Source organism: Nocardia sp. 852002-51101_SCH5132738, assembly GCF_001665695.1.
In the GTDB taxonomy this organism is placed as follows: Bacteria; Actinomycetota; Actinomycetes; order Mycobacteriales; family Mycobacteriaceae; genus Nocardia; species Nocardia nova.
Genome location: NZ_LZML01000145.1, coordinates 87,792 through 105,600, shown reverse-complemented (window position 1 = coordinate 105,600; position 17,809 = coordinate 87,792). Strand labels below are relative to the sequence as shown.

At 68.8% G+C, this 17,809-nt stretch carries 19 protein-coding genes; 10 read left to right on the top strand and 9 right to left on the bottom strand.

The features are described from left to right. Positions 1 to 118 precede the first annotated feature (118 nt). Together A5789_RS20765 and A5789_RS20760 are read left to right on the top strand one after the other, a co-directional pair. Positions 119 to 364, top strand: a complete 246-nt coding sequence (locus A5789_RS20765) for a DUF2630 family protein (RefSeq protein WP_030517178.1) — start codon at positions 119 to 121, stop codon at positions 362 to 364. Between the two features lie 16 nt (positions 365 to 380). Then, positions 381 to 1,886, top strand: coding sequence for a carboxylesterase/lipase family protein (locus tag A5789_RS20760; protein ID WP_063014219.1), 1,506 nt, complete (start codon positions 381 to 383; stop codon positions 1,884 to 1,886). 1 nt (position 1,887) lies between these two features. On the opposite strand, the gene A5789_RS20755 is transcribed toward A5789_RS20760, so the two are convergent. The 3 genes from A5789_RS20755 to cobF all read right to left on the bottom strand — a co-directional run bounded on the left by A5789_RS20755 (position 1,888) and on the right by cobF (position 4,750). After that, a complete protein-coding gene (locus A5789_RS20755; protein WP_030517176.1) occupies positions 1,888 to 2,754 on the bottom strand; it encodes an Fpg/Nei family DNA glycosylase in 867 nt (288 codons plus the stop codon). 149 nt (positions 2,755 to 2,903) lie between these two features. Then, positions 2,904 to 3,866, bottom strand: coding sequence for a DUF456 domain-containing protein (locus tag A5789_RS20750; RefSeq protein WP_063014217.1), 963 nt, complete (start codon positions 3,864 to 3,866; stop codon positions 2,904 to 2,906). Positions 3,867 to 3,997: 131 nt separating this feature from the next. Continuing rightward, the gene (cobF, locus tag A5789_RS20745; protein ID WP_064903715.1) at positions 3,998 to 4,750 is read right to left on the bottom strand and encodes a precorrin-6A synthase (deacetylating); all 753 of its coding nucleotides are present in this window, start codon (positions 4,748 to 4,750) and stop codon (positions 3,998 to 4,000) included. Positions 4,751 to 4,821: 71 nt separating this feature from the next. On the opposite strand from cobF, the gene A5789_RS20740 reads away from it, so the two are divergent. From A5789_RS20740 to A5789_RS20710, 7 genes are all read left to right on the top strand, one after another. Beyond that, positions 4,822 to 5,634 carry a thymidylate synthase gene (locus A5789_RS20740; protein WP_063014215.1) on the top strand — a complete coding sequence of 271 codons (813 nt, stop codon included), beginning with the start codon at positions 4,822 to 4,824 and terminating at the stop codon, positions 5,632 to 5,634. Further along, on the top strand, positions 5,631 to 6,137 hold the full coding sequence (locus A5789_RS20735; protein ID WP_064903686.1) for a dihydrofolate reductase: 507 nt from the start codon (positions 5,631 to 5,633) through the stop codon (positions 6,135 to 6,137). The genes A5789_RS20740 and A5789_RS20735 overlap by 4 nt, the downstream gene beginning before the upstream one ends. 133 nt (positions 6,138 to 6,270) lie before the next feature. Beyond that, entirely contained in the window at positions 6,271 to 6,597 is a 327-nt protein-coding gene (locus A5789_RS20730; protein ID WP_030517171.1) for a cupin domain-containing protein, read from the top strand. Positions 6,598 to 6,661: 64 nt separating this feature from the next. Next, positions 6,662 to 7,714: a Dyp-type peroxidase gene (locus A5789_RS20725; protein ID WP_064903688.1), complete on the top strand. Its 1,053-nt coding sequence runs from the start codon at positions 6,662 to 6,664 to the stop codon at positions 7,712 to 7,714. Further along, positions 7,711 to 8,511: a family 1 encapsulin nanocompartment shell protein gene (locus A5789_RS20720; protein ID WP_063014212.1), complete on the top strand. Its 801-nt coding sequence runs from the start codon at positions 7,711 to 7,713 to the stop codon at positions 8,509 to 8,511. Before A5789_RS20725 ends, A5789_RS20720 begins: the two co-directional genes overlap by 4 nt. Before the next feature lie 31 nt (positions 8,512 to 8,542). Beyond that, positions 8,543 to 9,133 (top strand): hypothetical protein, encoded by a 591-nt coding sequence (locus A5789_RS20715; RefSeq protein ID WP_155525860.1) that lies wholly within the window; start codon positions 8,543 to 8,545, stop codon positions 9,131 to 9,133. A 40-nt stretch (positions 9,134 to 9,173) separates the two neighbouring features. After that, positions 9,174 to 9,572, top strand: coding sequence for an NUDIX domain-containing protein (locus A5789_RS20710; RefSeq protein WP_064903689.1), 399 nt, complete (start codon positions 9,174 to 9,176; stop codon positions 9,570 to 9,572). Positions 9,573 to 9,600: 28 nt separating this feature from the next. Here A5789_RS20710 and A5789_RS20705 read toward each other — a convergent pair whose 3' ends face one another. Both A5789_RS20705 and A5789_RS20700 read right to left on the bottom strand, forming a co-directional pair. Further along, positions 9,601 to 11,364 (bottom strand): MFS transporter, encoded by a 1,764-nt coding sequence (locus A5789_RS20705; RefSeq protein ID WP_082940849.1) that lies wholly within the window; start codon positions 11,362 to 11,364, stop codon positions 9,601 to 9,603. A 183-nt stretch (positions 11,365 to 11,547) separates the two neighbouring features. Continuing rightward, positions 11,548 to 12,030 (bottom strand): MarR family winged helix-turn-helix transcriptional regulator, encoded by a 483-nt coding sequence (locus A5789_RS20700; protein ID WP_227463085.1) that lies wholly within the window; start codon positions 12,028 to 12,030, stop codon positions 11,548 to 11,550. Positions 12,031 to 12,134: 104 nt separating this feature from the next. Here A5789_RS20700 and A5789_RS20695 point away from each other — a divergent pair, with 104 nt between their 5' ends. Beyond that, complete coding sequence (locus tag A5789_RS20695; protein ID WP_064903693.1) at positions 12,135 to 13,250, top strand: GDSL-type esterase/lipase family protein; 1,116 nt, start codon at positions 12,135 to 12,137, stop codon at positions 13,248 to 13,250. Here A5789_RS20695 and A5789_RS20690 read toward each other — a convergent pair. From A5789_RS20690 to A5789_RS20675, 4 genes are all read right to left on the bottom strand, one after another. After that, entirely contained in the window at positions 13,213 to 14,247 is a 1,035-nt protein-coding gene (locus tag A5789_RS20690) for a GlxA family transcriptional regulator (RefSeq protein ID WP_082940863.1), read from the bottom strand. The two genes, A5789_RS20695 and A5789_RS20690, sit on opposite strands and share 38 nt — an antisense overlap. Before the next feature lie 101 nt (positions 14,248 to 14,348). Beyond that, positions 14,349 to 15,233: an alpha/beta fold hydrolase gene (locus tag A5789_RS20685; RefSeq protein ID WP_231956656.1), complete on the bottom strand. Its 885-nt coding sequence runs from the start codon at positions 15,231 to 15,233 to the stop codon at positions 14,349 to 14,351. A 143-nt stretch (positions 15,234 to 15,376) separates the two neighbouring features. Beyond that, positions 15,377 to 16,954, bottom strand: a complete 1,578-nt coding sequence (locus A5789_RS20680; RefSeq protein WP_064903694.1) for a hypothetical protein — start codon at positions 16,952 to 16,954, stop codon at positions 15,377 to 15,379. Next, positions 16,939 to 17,706: an ABC transporter ATP-binding protein gene (locus A5789_RS20675; protein ID WP_030517160.1), complete on the bottom strand. Its 768-nt coding sequence runs from the start codon at positions 17,704 to 17,706 to the stop codon at positions 16,939 to 16,941. The genes A5789_RS20680 and A5789_RS20675 overlap by 16 nt, the downstream gene beginning before the upstream one ends. Between the last annotated feature and the right edge of the window lie 103 nt (positions 17,707 to 17,809).

Below are 17,809 nucleotides of genomic sequence, written 5' to 3'. Positions count from 1 at the left end.
AGCAGTACTCTCGGCCCCATCGAGTAGGCACACGTGATCAATGTGGCGCCACCGCAGGGATCCGCAACCGGAGGGCAGGGCCGAACTCCATCCCGCACCCGCGCCGTACCATGGCCTCATGACCGAACAGGACATCCTTGCCCATATCCAGGACCTGGTGAAGCAGGAGCATCAGCTGCGGTCCAAGGCCACCAGCGGGGAGCTCGATCCCGAGACCGAGCGGGCGAAGCTGGCCGATCTCGAGGTGATGCTGGATCAGTGCTGGGATCTGCTGCGGCAGCGGCGGGCCCGCATCGATCAGGGTGGCAACCCGGACGAGGCCCAGGCCAACCCCGTGAAGCAGGTCGAAGGGTACCTGCAGTAACGGTTAGCATCGGGTAATGGTTGACATCACGACCGCCGACGGCGTTGTCCGCGGTCTCAGGCGTCGTCGCATCGTGCAGTGGCGTTCGATTCCCTTCGCCGCGCCGCCGGTCGGCGATCTTCGTTTCCGCGCGCCGCAGCCCGTCGAGAGCTGGTCCGGGGTGCGCTTGGCCACCGAATACGGATTCGCCGCGATGCAGCAGCGGGACGGCGCCCGGATCGGACCACGCGGCCCGCAGCCGACGAGTGAAGACTGCCTGACCCTGAATGTGACCGCGCCCGCGGAACCGGCCGCCACACCCCGGCCGGTCATGGTGTTCATCCACGGTGGCGGTTACGTGCTGGGCACCTCGGCGCTGCGGTTGTACTCCGGCGCCCGGCTGGCGTTGCGCGGCGATGTGATCGTCGTATCGTTCAACTATCGGCTGGGCGCCTTCGGCTACGTCGACTTCGGTGAATTCTCCACGGAGACAAGGCCGTTCGAATCGAATCTGGGTCTGCGCGACCAGGTGGCGGCGCTGCGGTGGGTGCAGCGCAATATCGCGGCCTTCGGCGGCGATCCGAACAATGTCACCATCTTCGGCGAATCGGCCGGCGCGCATGCGGTGGTCAGCCTGCTCGCCACCCCGGCCGCGGCCGGGCTGTTCCACCGCGGCATCGCGCAGAGCGCGCCGGCGGACTGGTCGCTGACGGCCGAGGCGGCGCGGATCTTCGCCCGGCGCTGCGTCGACAACCTCGGCGCCACGCCGGAACAGGCGGCCGAGGCGCTGAGCACCGCCGGCTCGAACGACATCCGCAAGGCCGCCGATCGCGCGATCGGCGATGTGCTGTGGCGGCAGCCGGGCAGTTTCCCCGCCGCCCCGGTCGTCGACGGCGACTTCCTGCCGATGGATCCGATCGACGCCATCGCCGCCGGGCGCGCTCACGCCGTCCCGCTGATCATCGGCACCAACCGCCACGAGGCGACCCTGTTCAAACGCTTCGATCGCTCCCTGCCCACCACCGCCGAACAACTGCACGTGGCGCTGTCGCGATGCGGCGACGCCGACCTCGAAAAGCGGGTCGTGGCAGCCTATCCCGGGTATCCGTCGCGTCGGGCCGCCGTGCGCATGGGCGGCGACTTCGTCTTCTGGCGGCCCACCGTGGAGGTGCTCGAGGGCCACAGCCGCCACGCCCCGACCTACGCCTATCGGCTCGACTACGCGCCGCGCGCGGTCCAGCTGGCCGGTTTCGGCGCCACCCACGCCCTCGATCTGATCCCGGTGTTCGGCGGGGTGGACAGCCCCATCGGGCGCGGGCTCACCGCGGCCGGCGGCTATCGGGACTTCCTCGCGGTGCAGCGCGAATTCCAGGACAACTGGCTCTCGTTCGCCCGCAAGGGCGAGCCGCTGCCGTCCTGGCCGCAGTACACCGAGCAGCGCCGCAGCACCCGCATCATCGACAGCCCGGCTCGGGTGGAGGTCGATCCGGATCGTGCGAAACGCCTTGCCTGGCAAGGAGTCCGGGTTCCCGCGCCGGTCTGACCTACTTCAGCAGCCGGGACATGCGCCGGTCGGCGAGGATCTTGCCGCCGGTCTGACAGGTCGGGCAGTACTGGAACGATTTGTCGGCGTAGGCGACTTCCCGCACGGTGTCACCGCAGACCGGGCACGGCAGTCCGGTCCGCGCGTGCACCTGCATGCCGGAGCGCTTCTCTCCCTTGAGCCGGGCCGCGTCCTGGCCGACGGAGCGGGTGATCGCGTCGGTGAGGATTTCGCGCATGGCCCGGTACAACTCGGCGACCTTGTCCGCGCCGAGCGTGGACGCGGTGGCGAAGGGCGAGAGCCGGGCGGCGTGCAGGATCTCGTCGGAGTAGGCGTTGCCGATGCCGGCCAGCACGGTTTGATCGGCCAGCACGGTCTTCAACCGTTGCGAGGTGCCGGCGAGGAGTTCGGCGAAGCCGTCCTCGGAGATCTCGAGCGCGTCGGGGCCCAGTCGGGCGATGCCCGGCACCGACTGCGGATCCTCGGTGATCCAGACCGCGAGCCGCTTCTTGGTGCCCGCCTCGGTGAGATCGAAGGCGGGTGTCGCGCCCTCGCGGGTGAAGAAGTGGACCCGGAGCGCGAGCGGGCCTTTACCCGGTTTCGGCGGCGCGGCGCCCGGTTCGTCGATCCAGCGCAGCCAGCCGCCGCGGGACAGATGCGTGATCAACCACAGGCCGTCGCAGTCGAGGCCCAGATGTTTACCCCAGTGCCCGGCACCGGTGACGTCGCGTCCCGACAGCGCGGTCACCGGCGGATCGAACGTTTTCAGCACACTCAGCGCCGCGACGTCGACCCGCCCGACAACCGCGCCTACGGCATGCTCGACCAGAAACTGTTCGAGCGCCATGATCTCCGGCAACTCGGGCATTCCCGCAGCCTACCGGCGTCCACCGACAACCGGCCGCTTTCACACGGCGAGCGGAGACCCGGCCGATGCGAACGGCCGCGTTCCCACCGGGAGAACGCGGCCGTCGGCCTCGCGGCACGCGATTCGATCACCGCGGCACGCGACTCGCGTCACATCTGGGCGGGCCCCTGCTGCGGCGTGGCCACACCGGGGGCGACCGCACCCTCGATCGCGCCCACTCCGGCGCCGATCGCGGCACCCGCGGCAGCGGCCGGCGCCGCGATCACCGCGTAACCGATGGCGGCGCCGACGACCGGCATGACGACCAGGCCCGCCGGCAGGAACGGGATCCCGGCGATCAGACCGGCGACCGCGCCGACCATCGCGCTGGTGCTCGCGATGGGGCTGCTGACGATATTGCCCACACTGGACCCGATCACCGCGCCGCCGAGGGTGTCCGCTGCGATGCGATCCGAACGCGACGGCTCGAATCCGGCGGAGTCCATGGTCTGCGCCAGCCCGGCCTCGGCCTGCGCGGCGGAATCGTTGATCTGCCCGGTCAGCTGCGGATCGATGAAGTCGGGCCGCGGCGTCACGACCGAACCGATCCGGATGGTGCCCTCGGGCGCCTTGATCGGCGCCACCGGCGGCGCCGGATGGGCGAGATCGGGCAGATGCAGTGCGCCCGGATTCACCATCGCCGGGGCGGTGAGATCGGGCACCGCCCGAGTGCTGTTCGCGGCGTTACGGTTCGACGAGATGGAGCCGGGGGCGGGTGCGGCGGCCGGCGCGGTGGCGTCGGCGGTGGCGGCATTCGGTTCCGGATCCGCGATCGGCGCGGCGAACGGCGGCACGGCCGGGTCGGTCGCCGCGCTCGGCTGGAACTGCCAGGGGTTGGTCTGCGCGACCGCGCGTGCCACCGCATCCGCCGCGTTCGACACGCCGGCGGCGACGGTTCCGGCGTCCGGCAGCATCCCCGCGGCCGGTGCCACACCCGAATCGGTGGTCGGCGCGGCCGCCCCCGCCACGCCCGTCTGCCACAGTGCCACGGTCAGTGGCAACGCGCCGAGGACGAGTGAGGAACCAACGCGCCGGCACCACTGTCCCGATGCCGCCGAATGCTGCCCTGCCATGAAAACCTCCAGTCGGATTTCGATCGATTGACAGTGATTCGAACCGGCCGGTGGTGTGGATCACATTCGTATCGATTTATTCCACAGCAATTTTGGAGCTATTTCGGACATCTCCGCGGAACGCCGGGCGGCTAACCGATTCTGCGCAAAAGGTATATGTCCATGACCCACCCCTTCGCCTCCCGAAGTTCGTTGCGGCGCCGCACGATTCGATCCTCCACCGCGCGCAGCGGCCCCTCGATCAACGTCTCGTCCGGCATCCCCAGGTAGGCGCCCCACCAGATGTGCAGATCGTCGCCCGGCACCTGCGTGAACGAACACTCGCCGTCGAGCATCACCAGTGTCGGCCCGTCCGCCGCCACGCCCTCGGCGCGCACGCGGCGACCGGTGGTGATGTGCACCGGTTCGCCGATCTCGTGCAGCACGATGCGGTGGGCCGCCGCCAGGGCCTGGGCACTGGTGACGCCCGGGATCACCTCGTACTCGAATCGCGTTCCCGCGTCCAGCACTCGCTGCACCATCCGCAGGGTGCTGTCGTAGAGCGAGGGATCGCCCCAGACCAGAATGCCGCCGACCCCCTCGGTGGCATCGAACGCCTCGGCCAGCAGTTCGGCACGGCGGCGATGCCAGTCCTCGACCACCTCGCGATAGTCGTCGGCGCCGGAGACCGTGCGTTCGCGCGGCGGATCGGCGATGGCCACCACGCGATGTTCCGGAACGGCGTGTGCGGCGAGGATCGCGGCGCGGACCTCGGTCAGTTCCCGCTTGGTCTCCCCCTTGCCGATGACGAAGAACGTGTCGACCTGCCGAATCGCCTCGACCGCCTGCACGGTCACCTGCCGGGGATCCCCGGCGCCGATTCCGATCACATAGAGCATGCGCACGGTGCCCCAGGCTAGCCAGCGGACCGCCACGCGATGAGGGCGGTGGTCGCCCGAAGGCTAGGCTTGCGGATATGGACGGCGCGCCCGGAAACGACACCCAGTACGAGGATCTGCTGCGGCTGGTACTCGAGCGCGGTACGCCGAAATCCGACCGCACCGGGACGGGTACGCGTTCGATTTTCGGACATCAGCTGCGCTACGACCTCTCCGCCGGCTTCCCGCTGATCACCACGAAAAAGGTGCATCTGAAATCGATCGTCTACGAATTGCTGTGGTTCCTGCGCGGCGATTCCAATGTCCGCTGGCTGCACGAGCACGGTGTCACGATCTGGGACGAATGGGCCGACGCGCACGGTGAACTCGGGCCGGTCTACGGGGTTCAGTGGCGCAGCTGGCCCACTCCGGACGGCACCCACATCGACCAGATAGCGCAGGTCCTGCAGACGCTGCGCACCGATCCCGATTCCCGGCGGATCATCGTCTCGGCGTGGAACGTGGCGGATCTGGACAAGATGGCGCTGGCCCCGTGCCACGCGTTCTTCCAATTCCACGTCGCGGACGGAAAACTGTCCTGCCAGCTGTATCAGCGCAGCGCCGACCTTTTTCTCGGGGTGCCGTTCAATATCGCGAGCTACGCGCTGCTGACCCAGATGGTCGCGCAGCAGACCGAATTGGAGCCCGGCGATTTCATCTGGACCGGCGGCGACTGCCACATCTACGACAACCATCTGACGCAGGTTCGCGAACAGCTGAGCCGCGAGCCGTACCCGTTCCCGCGGTTGCATCTGCGGCCCGCGCCGAGCCTGTTCGACTACACCTTCGACGACGTGGAAGTGCTCGACTACCGCCATCATCCGGCGATCAAGGCACCGGTGGCGGTATGAGCCGCATCGGGCTGATCTGGGCGCAGACCCGGGCCGGCGTGATCGGCGCGGACAACGCCATTCCGTGGCGAGTGCCCGAGGATGTGGCGCATTTCAAAATGGTCACCGCCGATCATCCGGTACTGATGGGCCGGCGCACCTGGGATTCGCTGCCCGCGCGTTTCCGGCCGCTGCCCGGACGGCGCAATATCGTGATCACGCGCCAATCGCAGTGGTCGGCAGCGGGCGCCGAACGCGCCGATTCGGTGGCGAGCGCCATCGCACTGGCCGCCGCGGAGACCGTGTGGATCATCGGTGGCGGCGAAATCTACCGGCAGGCAATGGATTACGCGACCGATCTGATGGTCACCGAAATCGACGCCGATATCCCCGGCGACGCCTACGCACCCGCGATCGAGGGCGACTGGCAGGTGGAGGACGCGCCCTGGTCGCAGTCGCGGTCGGGGCTGCGCTACCGGATCCGGCGCTTCGCCCGCGACACCGCCCCCGCCACCGTCGGCTGAATCGCGCCCGGCAGGTATCGAACCCGAATCGCATCGGCGAAACGGCCGACCGCGCGAGGTGGGTCCGGCATACTCAGCCATATCCAGCCTGTGACCACAGCCCCGATCCCGGCTGAACCGCGAGAGGCAGATCATGGACAAGAAATCGCTGACGGCGGCGGCTCGCCAGCAGCTGAAGCTGGCCGCGTCCGCCACGAGTGGACGCAGTTCGCAAACCCTCTACGGCGGCCACACCCACAGCCTGCGCCAGACCCTCATCGCGCTGACCGCCGGCCAGAGCCTGGCCGAGCACGAAACTCACGGCGAAGCCACCCTGCAGGTCCTGACCGGAACCCTGATTCTGATCTGTGGCACCAACGAGTGGAAGGGCTCGCCCGGCGATCTGCTCGTCATTCCCTCGGCTCGGCACAGTGTGAAGGCCATCGACGACGCGGTATTCCTGCTGACCGTCGCGAAGTGAGGCCGGTCTCGCGAGGTCGGGCCGTCCGCACGCGCTGTCGGCCCGGCACCGTACCCTGTTGATCATGGGTGAGCCGCAGCCGATCCTCGATCCGCTTTCGCGCGCCGCGATCTTCCTCGTCGCGACGATCGACGAGGGCGGTGAGCCGGTGGTGCGCGACCTTCTCGCGGATCTGGCGGGACTGCGGCGCTCGATCGGGTTCCGGGTGCCGGAAACGCGGCTATCCTGTGTGACGAGTATCGGTTCCGCCGCCTGGGATCGGCTGTTCGCCGGCCCGAAACCCGCGCAGCTGCACGAATTTCCGGGCTACGCCGGGGAGAAGCATCAGGCCCCGGCCACGCCGGGCGATCTGCTGTTTCACATCAAGGGCGAATTGCCGGACGCCTGTTTCGAATTGGCGATGCTGATCGGTTCCCGGTTGAAGGGTGCGGCCACGATCATCGACGAGACGACCGGGTTTCGCTATTTCGAACAGCGTGATCTGCTCGGCTTCGTCGACGGCACCGAGAATCCCGAGGGTCCTGCCGCCGTCGCCGCGGCACTCATCGGCGACGAGGATCCCGAGTTCGCCGACGGTAGTTATGTCATCGTCCAGAAATATCTGCACGATCTGGAGGCGTGGAGTTCGCTGACGGTCGAGGAGCAGCAACTCGTCATCGGCCGTACCAAACTCGAGGATCTGGAGCTGTCCGACGAGGACAAGCCGGCGGATTCCCATGTCGCGGTGAACACCCTGATCGATCCGGACGGCACCGAGCGCCAGATCCTGCGTGCCAACATGCCCTTCGGCAGTGTCCGCGAGGGCGAATTCGGCACGTACTACATCGCTTACGCCGCTACCCCGGATGTCACCGAACGGATGCTGGTCCGCATGTTCCTCGGCAGCGACGAGGCGCCCTACGACCGCATTCTCGATTTCTCCACCGCGATCACCGGCACCCTGTTCTTCACCCCGGCCAACGATTTCTTCGACGACCTTCCGGACGCCCCCGCACAGGAGGCGGCTTCGGAGCAGGACCTAGAACTCGAGGCAGCCGGAATCGCCGAGCTGCCCGCGGCCGCGTCTTCCGGCGACGGCTCCCTCGGTATCGGCACGTTGAAAAGGATCCCTCAATGAACAATCTGCACCGTGAACTCGCGCCGATCACCTCCGAGGCGTGGTCGGCCATCGAGGAGGAGGCGACGCGCACCTTCCGGCGTCATATCGCCGGTCGCCGGGTGGTGGATCTGTCCGGCCCGCACGGCACCGACTATTCCGCGGTCGGATTGGGACGCACCACCCTCATCGACGCGCCCGATCAGGGCGTCCAGGCTCGCCAGCGCGTGGTGGCGCCGCTGGTCGAGCTGCGCGTGCCGTTCACTCTCTCGCGCGAGGAACTCGACAACGTCGAGCGCGGCGCACAGGACGCGGATCTGGATCCGGTCAAGGATGCCGCCCGCAAGATCGCGTTCGCCGAGGACCGCGCCGTCTTCGAGGGCTACCCCGCCGCCGGTATCACCGGCATCCGCGCGGCCGTGTCGAACACCCCTGTCACCGCGCCGAGCGATCCGCGACTCATCCCGGAGGCCATCGCACAGGCACTGAGCAAGTTGCGCCTCGCCGGTGTCGACGGGCCGTATTCGGTGCTGCTGAGCGCCGATCTGTACACCGCGGTGAGCGAGACCTCCGACCACGGCCATCCGATCCGCACACATATCGAGCGGCTGATCCCCGAGGGCGAGATCATCTGGGCGCCCGCCATCGACGGTGCCTTCGTGCTCACCACCCGCGGCGGCGACTTCGATCTGCAACTGGGTCAGGACCTGTCGATCGGCTACCTGTCCCACGACGCGGAGAGCGTGCAGCTGTACTTCCAGGAAAGCCTGACCTTCCTGGTCTACACCGCCGAGGCCGCCGTCCCGCTGCGCGGCTGAGTCCGACGCGAGCGAACTCCGAGGTGTCACCATGAGCGACGACGTCCCGCCCGTATCCGGACCCGACATCTCCCGGCGGTCCCGCGGACCGGTCCGGGCGGTGCGGGCCGGTGTCGTCACCGGCCGCCGCACCCTCACCTACAGTGCGCTCGCCGTGCTGTCGGTGCTGGTGATCTGCGGTGCCGTGGTGGCCCTGTTCGGAGTGAACCGGATCTTCACGGGACTGCTGGCCGGCGCGGTGGCGGGTATCGCGCTGCTGGTGGCGCTGTTCGGTCGCGATGTCGTCGTTCTCACCGACCGCGCGATCTACCGGCGCACCCCGTGGGCCGAATCGCGGCTGGAGTGGGATCGGGTGGTGGCCGGGCGGTTCGCCCTCGACGAGCGCGCCCGCTGGTCGCTCGCGCTGGATCTGACCGGCGGCGACGAACCGCACGACGAACTGGTACTGCTCAGCATTCCGCCGGTGCGGCATCCGGTCTCCAACGCCTACGAACACCGCAAGCGCGAACAGGTCGCCGAGATTCGCCGGATCCTGCGTGAGCAGCGTATCCCGGTCACCGTGCTGCCCGAGATCGCCGCGGCCCTGCACGAACACTGGAAGCTCGCGCCTGCCACCCGGTGAGCTCCCCGCCCGCACCGACCGTATCGTGAAGGCTCCCTTTATGATTCGCACCGCCGCACTCGCGCACATCCGGAATCGCCGTCTGCTGCAGGCACGTTCGACCGGCAAAGAGGTGTTCTACATGGCGGGCGGGAAGATCGACCCCGGTGAATCACCGGTGCAGGCGTTGTACCGCGAGGTGCGCGAGGAACTCGGTGTCGACGTGGCGGCCCACGACGAACTCGGCGTCTTCGAATGTGAGGCGTACGGGCACACGCCCGGTACCGCGCTGCACATGACCTGCTTCACCGCGGACCTCACCGGCGAACCGACGCCGACCAGCGAGATCGCCGAACTGCGTTATTTCACCGTCGGCGAGTACGCGGTCATGCCGCATGTCGCGCCCGGCTCGATGCTGGTCTTCCGGCGCCTGCACGAACTCGATCTGATCGACTGGTGATCCGGGGGAATGTCGGCCGCCGGGATCGCTACGTCGCTTCGCCGCGTTCGACCGGCGCGGCGCCCTCCTCGTCGGTGATCCGGCGCGCCGCCTCCGGCCGCTCGGTGACCCGGTGGCGGGCCACCGCACCGGGCGGTTCGGCACCAGGCGGTTCGGCATCGATCTGATCGGTGTCGATCTGCTGGGCCTCGGGCGGGATGCGCGTGGCCACCACGAAGGCCAGCAGCAGCACCACCGCGACGCCGAGCAGCGCCACCCGAGTCGCGTCGGCGAAGCCGTTGGCCAGCGCGTCGGTGACCGCGGTCGGCGCGTGCTGGGTACGCAGTCCGACGATCGCGTCGCCCGCCGAATCGCGGGTGGCCGCACCCACGGCGCCGGCGGCCCGCGCGGTCAGGCCGGGGACGTAGCTCAGCCGATCGGGCAGGAAGTGGCCGAGACCGATCGAGAGGATACTGCCGAGGACCGCCACGCCGAGCGCGGCACCGGCGGGCCGGGCGGTGGCCGCGGTGATCGATCCCGGATCCGATGCCACGGTGCCCGCGCCGGTGCGCCGGATATTCGCCGTCAACGGGGCGGAGGCCAGCCCGAGTCCGATTCCGTAGCAGGCGAGTAGCACGGTCGGGGCCCACGCCGGAATAGTCGAGGTCAATGCCAGCGCGGTCACCGCCATCGCAAGCAACGCGATCGCCAGGCCGATCCGGATCAGCCACAGCGGAGGTACCGCCCGCAGCGGCCCGGCGGTCAGGATCGCCGAGATCAGCGCGCAGCCGGTCAGCACCACGAGAATCGAACTCGTTCGCAGCGTGGACAACCCGAGGCAGTTCACCAGGTACAGCGGCAGCACGAAGAGCACTCCGAACTGTGCCGCCGCGATCAGCAGGGCCGCGCCGTCACCCCAGTGCCGGGGATCGCGCAGATGCGAGAAGTCCACCAGCGCGGCATGTTCCACCCTCACCCGGTGTCTTTCCCAGAAGACGAACAGCACCAGCAGCAACACGCCGACAGCGAGCACGAACGGTATGGGCGAACTCGCCGATTGCATCGACCAGGTCACCCCGAACACGGTGAACTCCCGCCGCGGCCGCACCCAGCCGTAACGCTCGCCCTCGATGAGGGCGAAGATCACCAGCGCGAACCCGGCCGTACTGAGCAGCCAGCCGTCCACATCCGGTCCGGTGGCCGAACCGCCGATGCGGGTTTCGGGCACGAGAACGGTCCCGAGCAGCACGACCACCGCGATCGGCACGTTGATCAGGAAGATCCACGGCCAGGTGAAGGAGTCGATGAACCACCCGCCCAGCGCCGCGCCGACGACCGCCGCGGCGGCCGGAGCGACCACCCACGCGGTGAACGCGATGACGCGCGCTCGCCCCTGGAACATCGCCGCAACCGTGCCCAGTGATCCCGCCACGACCGCCGCACCGCCAATCCCCTGCACGATCCGGCCCCAGATGAGCGGACTCGCCGAATCCGCGGAGGCGGACAACAGACTGCCGCCGACGAAGATCAGCACCCCGAGCACGAAGATCACGCGCCGGCCGTACCGGTCACCGATCCGGCCGACGACGATCAGCAGAACCGCGAGCACCACCGAATACACGCAGAAGACCCACTGCGCCTGGGTGAAATCGAGTCCGAGATCACCGATGATCGTCGGCAGCGACACACCGACGACTGTGCCGTCCAGCGTCACCATCGCAAGCCCCAGCGCGAGGACCGCGAGGGCGTACCACCGTCTGGCACCGGTGGGTGGCGAACCGAGTTCAGCGTCTGTTCGAACGTGATCAGCCATGCGCCGCTCCCGTCGTCGACCGGTGTCGCTGGGAAGTAACTCGTATCGGTCGAGTCTACGAGTCGAACCGGGCGAATCTCGGCAATAGGGACCGGGCGATACCGGACCGTGCGGTGAACGCGAGCATTCGGCTATGCGGCTGCGGAACGGTCGGCGACCGGTCGACAGCTTGGGGCCGAGGTGTCACTCGGAGATCCGGCCCGCCTCCGGAAAGGTGGCGTCACGGATGATCCGCAGGCCGCCGATCAGTGCCTCGCACTGCTCCGGGGTGAGCTGACCGTAGAACCAGGTGTCGAGGATCTTCAGATATTCCGGCAGTACCTTCGCCAGCCGGGTCGCGCCGGCGGCGGTGAGGGCGGCGTAGGAGCTGCGGCGATCGTTCGGATCGGGCTGGCGCCGGGCGAATCCGTTGCGCTCGAGCCGGTCCACCAGACGGGTGACGCCGCTGGTCGACAGCTGTGCCTGATCGGCCAGATCGGTCATCCGCAGCCGGCGGCCGGGCGAGCGGCTCAGCCGCATGAGCGCGGCGAAATCCAGCAGCGACAGCCCGTTCGCAGTCCAACTCGGCTCGAGTTTGCGGCGGATCCCGTTGGTCGCTTCGAACAGCATCCCGATATCGGTCAGGCGCGGGTCGTCGAAGACGTCGGCGTCGTGCGTGTGCTCCACGCCGTCAGCCTAACGCACAGTTGCCGTGCGGATAGTTGACATGAGGAATATCTTTCATATTATTGCTGCGAGGATATTCCTCACGTCAACTAAATGGAGATGTCATGACCAGCACCTGGCTCGCCGGATTCCGCTCCGCGATCATCAGCCCCTACGAGCAGTTCCAGTTGACCGAACCCCGGGAGTTCACCGATCAGACCGTGCGCCAGGTGCTGCACATGGCCGGTGGCGGCCGACGGCTTCGGGTGCGATTGAGCAATCGGTACGGACGCGACACACTGGAGATCGGCGCGGCTCGAATCGCCCTGCGCAAGAACGGATTCGCCACGATCGCCGAAACCGATACCGTGTTGCGTTTCGACGGGGTGGACACGGTGCGCATCCCGGCGGGTGGCGAAATGGTCAGCGACACCGTCGATCTCGCGGTGAACGGCGGCGACGATCTGTTGCTGAGCCTGTATCTGCCCGGGGCGACCGGACTCGCCACCTTCTCGCATCAGCCGATGGAGATCGCCGCCGTGGTCGCCGGTGATCACACCGCCGATCCGGACCTCTCCGAGGTGGAGGAGGTCGCCTCGCGCTTCTACGTCACCGGTGTCGACGTGCTCGCCGACGCGGACACCCCCGTCGTGGTGGCTTTCGGTGACTCCTGGTTCGACGGCGCCGGGACCACGCTCGGCGCGAATCGCCGCTCCGTCGACGCGCTGAATTCGATGCTGACCCGCGGCTGGGTGGTCAACCAGGGCATCGGCGGCAACCAGTTGCTCACCGACGAGGTCGGCGAACGCGCCTTGGCTCGGTTCGACCGCGACGTGCTCGACGTACCGGGCGTCACCCATGTGGTGGTCAATCTCGGCATCAACGACATCGGGCTGGGCGAGGTGGCCGCGGCCGATGATCTGATCGCCGGGTACACCGAACTCGCCGCGCGGGCACACGCCGCCGGACTGCCGATCTACGCCAACACGATCGGCCCCTTCGCCGGGGTGATCTATCCGGAGGTCAATGTGGCTCCGGCCCTGCCGGTGCGCGTCGTCGTCAACGAATGGCTGCGGACCACAACGGTTTTCGACGCCGTCTTCGATGTGGCGGCCGCCGTCGCGGATCCGGAGCGGCCCGACTTCATCCACCCGGATCTCGACAGTGGCGACGGCCTGCACCTCAACGACGAGGGCGCCCGCATCATGGCGGAGACGATGCGGATCCCCGGGCTGCGCTGACCACCGGCTCTGCCGCCGGCGTGCCGAGGCCGGCGTCGGCGTACTGCCGGCGGTAGGCCTCGGGCGTGGTGGCGAGGCGGCGGACGAAGGCTCGGTGCAGCGTTTCGCCGTGGCGGTAGCCGACCACGCGGGCGATGGCGGTGACGGTGAGTTCGGTGGACTCCAGCAGGCGCCGGGCCGCTTCCAGGCGCAGTTCGGCGACGAACGCCGCTGGGGTACTACCGGTTTCGGCACGGAACGCGCGGGCGAAATGACGTTCGCTCATGCCCGCGCGCCGAGCCAGCGCGGACACCGCCAGATCGCCGGCGAGGTGATCGGGCAGCCATTGCTGGACGGCGCGAATCGCGGGGGTGCGCGCCGGCTGCATGCGCAACTGGGCGCTGAATTGCGTCTGACCGCCGGAGCGCCGGGTGAAGACGACGAAAGCGCGAGCGACCTGCTGAGCCATCTCCCGGCCGTGGTCGTCCTCCACGAGGGCCAGCGCGAGGTCGATGCCGGCGGAGACACCCGCCGAGGTCCAGCGGTTGCGATCGTGAACATAGATGCGGTCGGGTTCGACGACGACGCGAGGATACGAGCGGGCCAGTAGATCGGCCGCACCCCAGTGGGTCGTGGCTCGGTAGCCGTCGAGCAGGCCGGCCGCCGCGAGCAGCAGCGCGCCGGAACACACCGAGGTGACCCGACGGGATTTCCTTGCGAGGGCGGGTAATTCGCGAACCACCTCCGCCGAAACCGGCCCGGAGATCCGGCCGCCGACGACCACCAGGGTGTCGATCTCGGCGGCGGAGGAGGCGAGGTCGTGCAGCGAATGCCCGACCCCGAGGGTCAGGCCGCCGTCGGCCTCGATCGACCGGCCGTGCGGCGACGCCGTGAGGAGTCGGTAGGCGGTTTCGGCGCTCATCGTGTTGACGGCGCCGAAAACGTCCATCGGCCCGGCCAATTCGACCAACTGCATGCCCTCGTAGACGACGAAGACGATGGTGCGCGGCGCGGGCATTTCGCCATCATCGCAGCCGGGCGGGGCGGCCGCCACGGTCGACGGCCAACCGTGGCGAGACTCCCCCGCGCATCCGGCAGGGACGCACCAGGGCACGCACATCACACGGCGCGCCGGACCTCGGCGCTCTCGTCCCGCGCCGCGCACCGGCCGAGGAACGGAATGATCGCTGCCGCAACATCATCCGCCGATTGCGCATGCGGGTAATGTCCCCCGTTCTCGATCATGACGACGCGACCCACACCGTCCGGCAGCGCGGCGACGATAGCATTCGCCTCGGCCTCGGGATCGGCGAAATCCGGGTCGGCCGAACCCATGATCACCAGGGCGGGACAGCGGACCTCAGCCAATCGGGCATGCGCGTCGGCGGGAGTGGTCTGTCCGGTCTTCATGAATTCCGCAAACCGGCCGGGCCGGCGCAGCATGCTCTCCACGTCGGCGAGGTAGCGGTCGTAGTCGGCGGGCTTGGTCGGATACGCGACGTCGAGGTAGCGCCGCCACCAGGGCATCGACTTCAGTGTCATGGTGAGGGCGAGGCGAACCATGCCGCGGCGGTATCGGCGGCTGCCGAGCAGAGCGCCGACGTGCAGCCGCTGTGTGCGGGTGAAGGGTCCGATCTCGACGATCCCGCTCACCAGCTCCGGAGCCTGTGCCGCGGCGATCGTCGCCGAACCGCCCGACAGCGAGTGCCCGACGATCACCGCCGGGCCGCCGAAGTGCCGGATCACGCCCAGCAGGTCCGCCGCTACATCGGCGCGGCTGATGGCGGCCTTCCCGGTCACCGAGGGCCACTCCGTACCGGACTCGCCGTGCCCGCGCATATCGACGTTGACCACCCGGTACCCCGCCGCGGCCAGCGGCCCGAGCAGCAAGCGGAAGTCCTGGCGCAGGGTGCCCATGCCGTGCGACAGCACCACCAGCGGTCCGTCCCCGACCAGATCGCAGGCGAGCCGTCCGTGTTCGAGCGTCACGTACTCGGTCATCATCGTTCCTTCCAGCGGGAGCATCCGGTCGCACATGCGGCCTGCTGAAATGGAACGCCAGGAATCCGGGCCGGTCGATGGCGACGGCCGGAAGGGTCAGGGGCGCGGCCGAAATCGTCAGATTCCGGCGAATCTCCCGGAGGGGTTCAGCGCGGTTTCACCTCGGCCAGCAGTTCCGGCCCGCGGGCTTCGACGCGGCGGGTGGCCACCTGTGCGCCGAGCAGTGCGGCGCCGGCACCCAGGACGATTCCGACCGGCAGCGCCGACCATTGCACGAGGGCGTTGTGGAGATAGGCGCCCAGCGCGAGCAGGCCGAGCACCGGCAGGTTCACCACGAGCTGACCGAAGCCGACCGCCAACTGGACCAGCGCCCGCGCACATCCCGGATTACCGGAATTGCCGGCAAAGGGGTTACCGCGTTGCTGCGGAAGCGGATACGCGGCGTAGACCGACAGGAACATCGACGCCGCCACGCCGACGCCCACCACCACCGGCAGCGTCGATACCGCCCACGGATACATCTGCGGGCGCCCGGCCGCACCCGGGAGCACGAGTGTGAGCACCACGGCGAGCGGGCCGACCATCAGGAGCCAGGCGATCATGCGGCCGCGGACGTCGGCGCGCACGGCACCCGGAATGACCAGGGTGTGCCAGAGGGCGGTGCCGTCGAAGGCGTACATGTCGGCGCTGGCCATCGCGGCCATCCACACCACGAACACGCCCGCGAAAGGCAGGCTCGCGCCACCGTTCTGCAGTCCGAGGAAGAGCGGCAGGACCACGCCGATGAGCATCAGCGGTAGCAGCGCCGCCCGCCGCCGGCCGTCGCGCGACCAGGTGCGCAATTCCTTGAGTACCACCGCGCCGACCGGTGTCGGGCGGACCAGCCGGTCGAGGCGTCCCGAACCCGCCTGTGCGCGAACGGGTCCGGCGGGCGCGGCCGTGGTGGTGAGGCGCCGGCGCAGCAGTACCGCCCACGCCTGCCACAGCAGCGCCGACAGCGCGGCGAGTCCCGCCAGGGCCCCGACGCCGAACCACCAGTGACCTTCCTCGGCCGCTTGGACCGCGTAGGGCGCCCATCCCGAGGGCAGGATTCGCAGGGTCGCGCCCAGGCCGGGCGATACGTGCTCCAGGCGCGGCCCGAGATAGGACACCAGCAGTTGCAGGGGGTAGTAGGCGAGGCCGGTCAGGCCCGCCAGGACGACACCGAGATCGCGACCGCGGCGCGAACGCATCGCGGCGCCGATCCACGCGAGTACCGCGCGGGAGAGCAGCACCACGAAGATCAGTTGCAGGCACATCCCGGCCACCGCGAACAGGGTCGGTACCACCCCCAATTGTGCTGCGAGCGCGACCAGTCCGGCGAAGGCGATCAGGTTGACCGCACCGGCCGGCCCGGTGAAGGCGACCGCCGCGAGACCGATCGCCAATTGGCGATAGCTCAGCGGCAGCAGCCGGAAGTGTTCGGGCTGCAGTGTTTCGTCGCTGCTGCCGGTGATGATCGGGCCGGCCAGCCAGCCGAGCGTCCACACCGCGTACAGCGTCGCGGCCACATTGATCGCCGCGCGGGTATCCCAGGCGTGGCCGGCCGACGCCATCACCACCGCGGTGGCGACGGCGGCGAGTATCCCGAAGACCAGACCGAGCCAGAAGCCGACCGCAGCCCGTCCGTTGTTCATCGCGCGGACGGTCAGCCGCCAGCGCATGCGGATCAGGACGCCAACCACGACAGGCCCTCGTCTCCCCCGATGCGTCCGCCCACCAGCCGGACGAACGCCTCCTCGAGGCTGCCCTCCCCCCGCACCTCGGCGACCGAACCGGCGGCGACCACCCTCCCCTTGTCGATGACGGCGAGGTGATCGCACAGGTTTTCCACCAACGCCATCACATGACTCGACAGCACCACGGAGCCACCGGCGGTGACGAACCGCCGCAGAATCGTGCGAATAGTGCTGGCGGACACCGGATCCACCGCCTCGAACGGTTCGTCGAGCACCAACAGCTTGGGTCCGTGCAGCAGTGCGGTGGCGAGCCCGATCTTCTTGCGCATACCGGCCGAATAGTCCACGACCAGAGTGTTTTCCGCCTCGATCAGCTCGAGGACCGCGAGCAGTTCCTGCGCCCGCTCGGCCACCGTCGCCGGCGGCAGACCGCGCAGAAGCCCGGTGTAGGTGAGCAATTCACGTCCGGTGAGCCGCTCCGGGAGCGCGAGGCCGTCCGGCAATACGCCGACGATCGTCTTGGCGCGCACCGGATCCGCCCACACGTCGGCGCCGAAGATCCGCGCCTGCCCGGCATCGGGCCGCAACAGTCCGACGGCCATGGACAACGTGGTGGTCTTCCCGGCGCCGTTGGGCCCCACCAGCCCGAAGAACGACCCCGGCGGCACCGCCAGACTCACCCCGTCGACCACCCACGGCCCACCGAACCGCTTGTACAGCCCGCTCAACTCCAGCGCGGGTGCGGTGATTGTTTCCATGTCCCCCTCCTCTGCAGAGCCTCGCCACGGCCCACGCGAGGAGAAGCCGCCCCGCCCGGTCTGTGCTGTGAACTGTCTCGACTCTACGTCGGCGCTCACGGTC

What these genes read in the sequence shown, in the direction of transcription:
- A5789_RS20765 (WP_030517178.1), top strand. Translation starts at nt 119, where the DNA reads ATGACCGAACAGGACATCCTTGCCCATATCCAGGACCTGGTGAAGCAG.
- A5789_RS20760 (WP_063014219.1), top strand. Translation starts at nt 381, where the DNA reads ATGGTTGACATCACGACCGCCGACGGCGTTGTCCGCGGTCTCAGGCGT.
- A5789_RS20755 (WP_030517176.1), bottom strand. Translation starts at nt 2,754, where the DNA reads ATGCCCGAGTTGCCGGAGATCATGGCGCTCGAACAGTTTCTGGTCGAG.
- A5789_RS20750 (WP_063014217.1), bottom strand. Translation starts at nt 3,866, where the DNA reads ATGGCAGGGCAGCATTCGGCGGCATCGGGACAGTGGTGCCGGCGCGTT.
- A5789_RS20740 (WP_063014215.1), top strand. Translation starts at nt 4,822, where the DNA reads ATGGACGGCGCGCCCGGAAACGACACCCAGTACGAGGATCTGCTGCGG.
- A5789_RS20735 (WP_064903686.1), top strand. Translation starts at nt 5,631, where the DNA reads ATGAGCCGCATCGGGCTGATCTGGGCGCAGACCCGGGCCGGCGTGATC.
- A5789_RS20730 (WP_030517171.1), top strand. Translation starts at nt 6,271, where the DNA reads ATGGACAAGAAATCGCTGACGGCGGCGGCTCGCCAGCAGCTGAAGCTG.
- A5789_RS20725 (WP_064903688.1), top strand. Translation starts at nt 6,662, where the DNA reads ATGGGTGAGCCGCAGCCGATCCTCGATCCGCTTTCGCGCGCCGCGATC.
- A5789_RS20720 (WP_063014212.1), top strand. Translation starts at nt 7,711, where the DNA reads ATGAACAATCTGCACCGTGAACTCGCGCCGATCACCTCCGAGGCGTGG.
- A5789_RS20715 (WP_155525860.1), top strand. Translation starts at nt 8,543, where the DNA reads ATGAGCGACGACGTCCCGCCCGTATCCGGACCCGACATCTCCCGGCGG.
- A5789_RS20710 (WP_064903689.1), top strand. Translation starts at nt 9,174, where the DNA reads ATGATTCGCACCGCCGCACTCGCGCACATCCGGAATCGCCGTCTGCTG.
- A5789_RS20705 (WP_082940849.1), bottom strand. Translation starts at nt 11,364, where the DNA reads ATGGCTGATCACGTTCGAACAGACGCTGAACTCGGTTCGCCACCCACC.
- A5789_RS20695 (WP_064903693.1), top strand. Translation starts at nt 12,135, where the DNA reads ATGACCAGCACCTGGCTCGCCGGATTCCGCTCCGCGATCATCAGCCCC.
- A5789_RS20690 (WP_082940863.1), bottom strand. Translation starts at nt 14,247, where the DNA reads ATGCCCGCGCCGCGCACCATCGTCTTCGTCGTCTACGAGGGCATGCAG.
- A5789_RS20685 (WP_231956656.1), bottom strand. Translation starts at nt 15,233, where the DNA reads ATGATGACCGAGTACGTGACGCTCGAACACGGACGGCTCGCCTGCGAT.
- A5789_RS20675 (WP_030517160.1), bottom strand. Translation starts at nt 17,706, where the DNA reads ATGGAAACAATCACCGCACCCGCGCTGGAGTTGAGCGGGCTGTACAAG.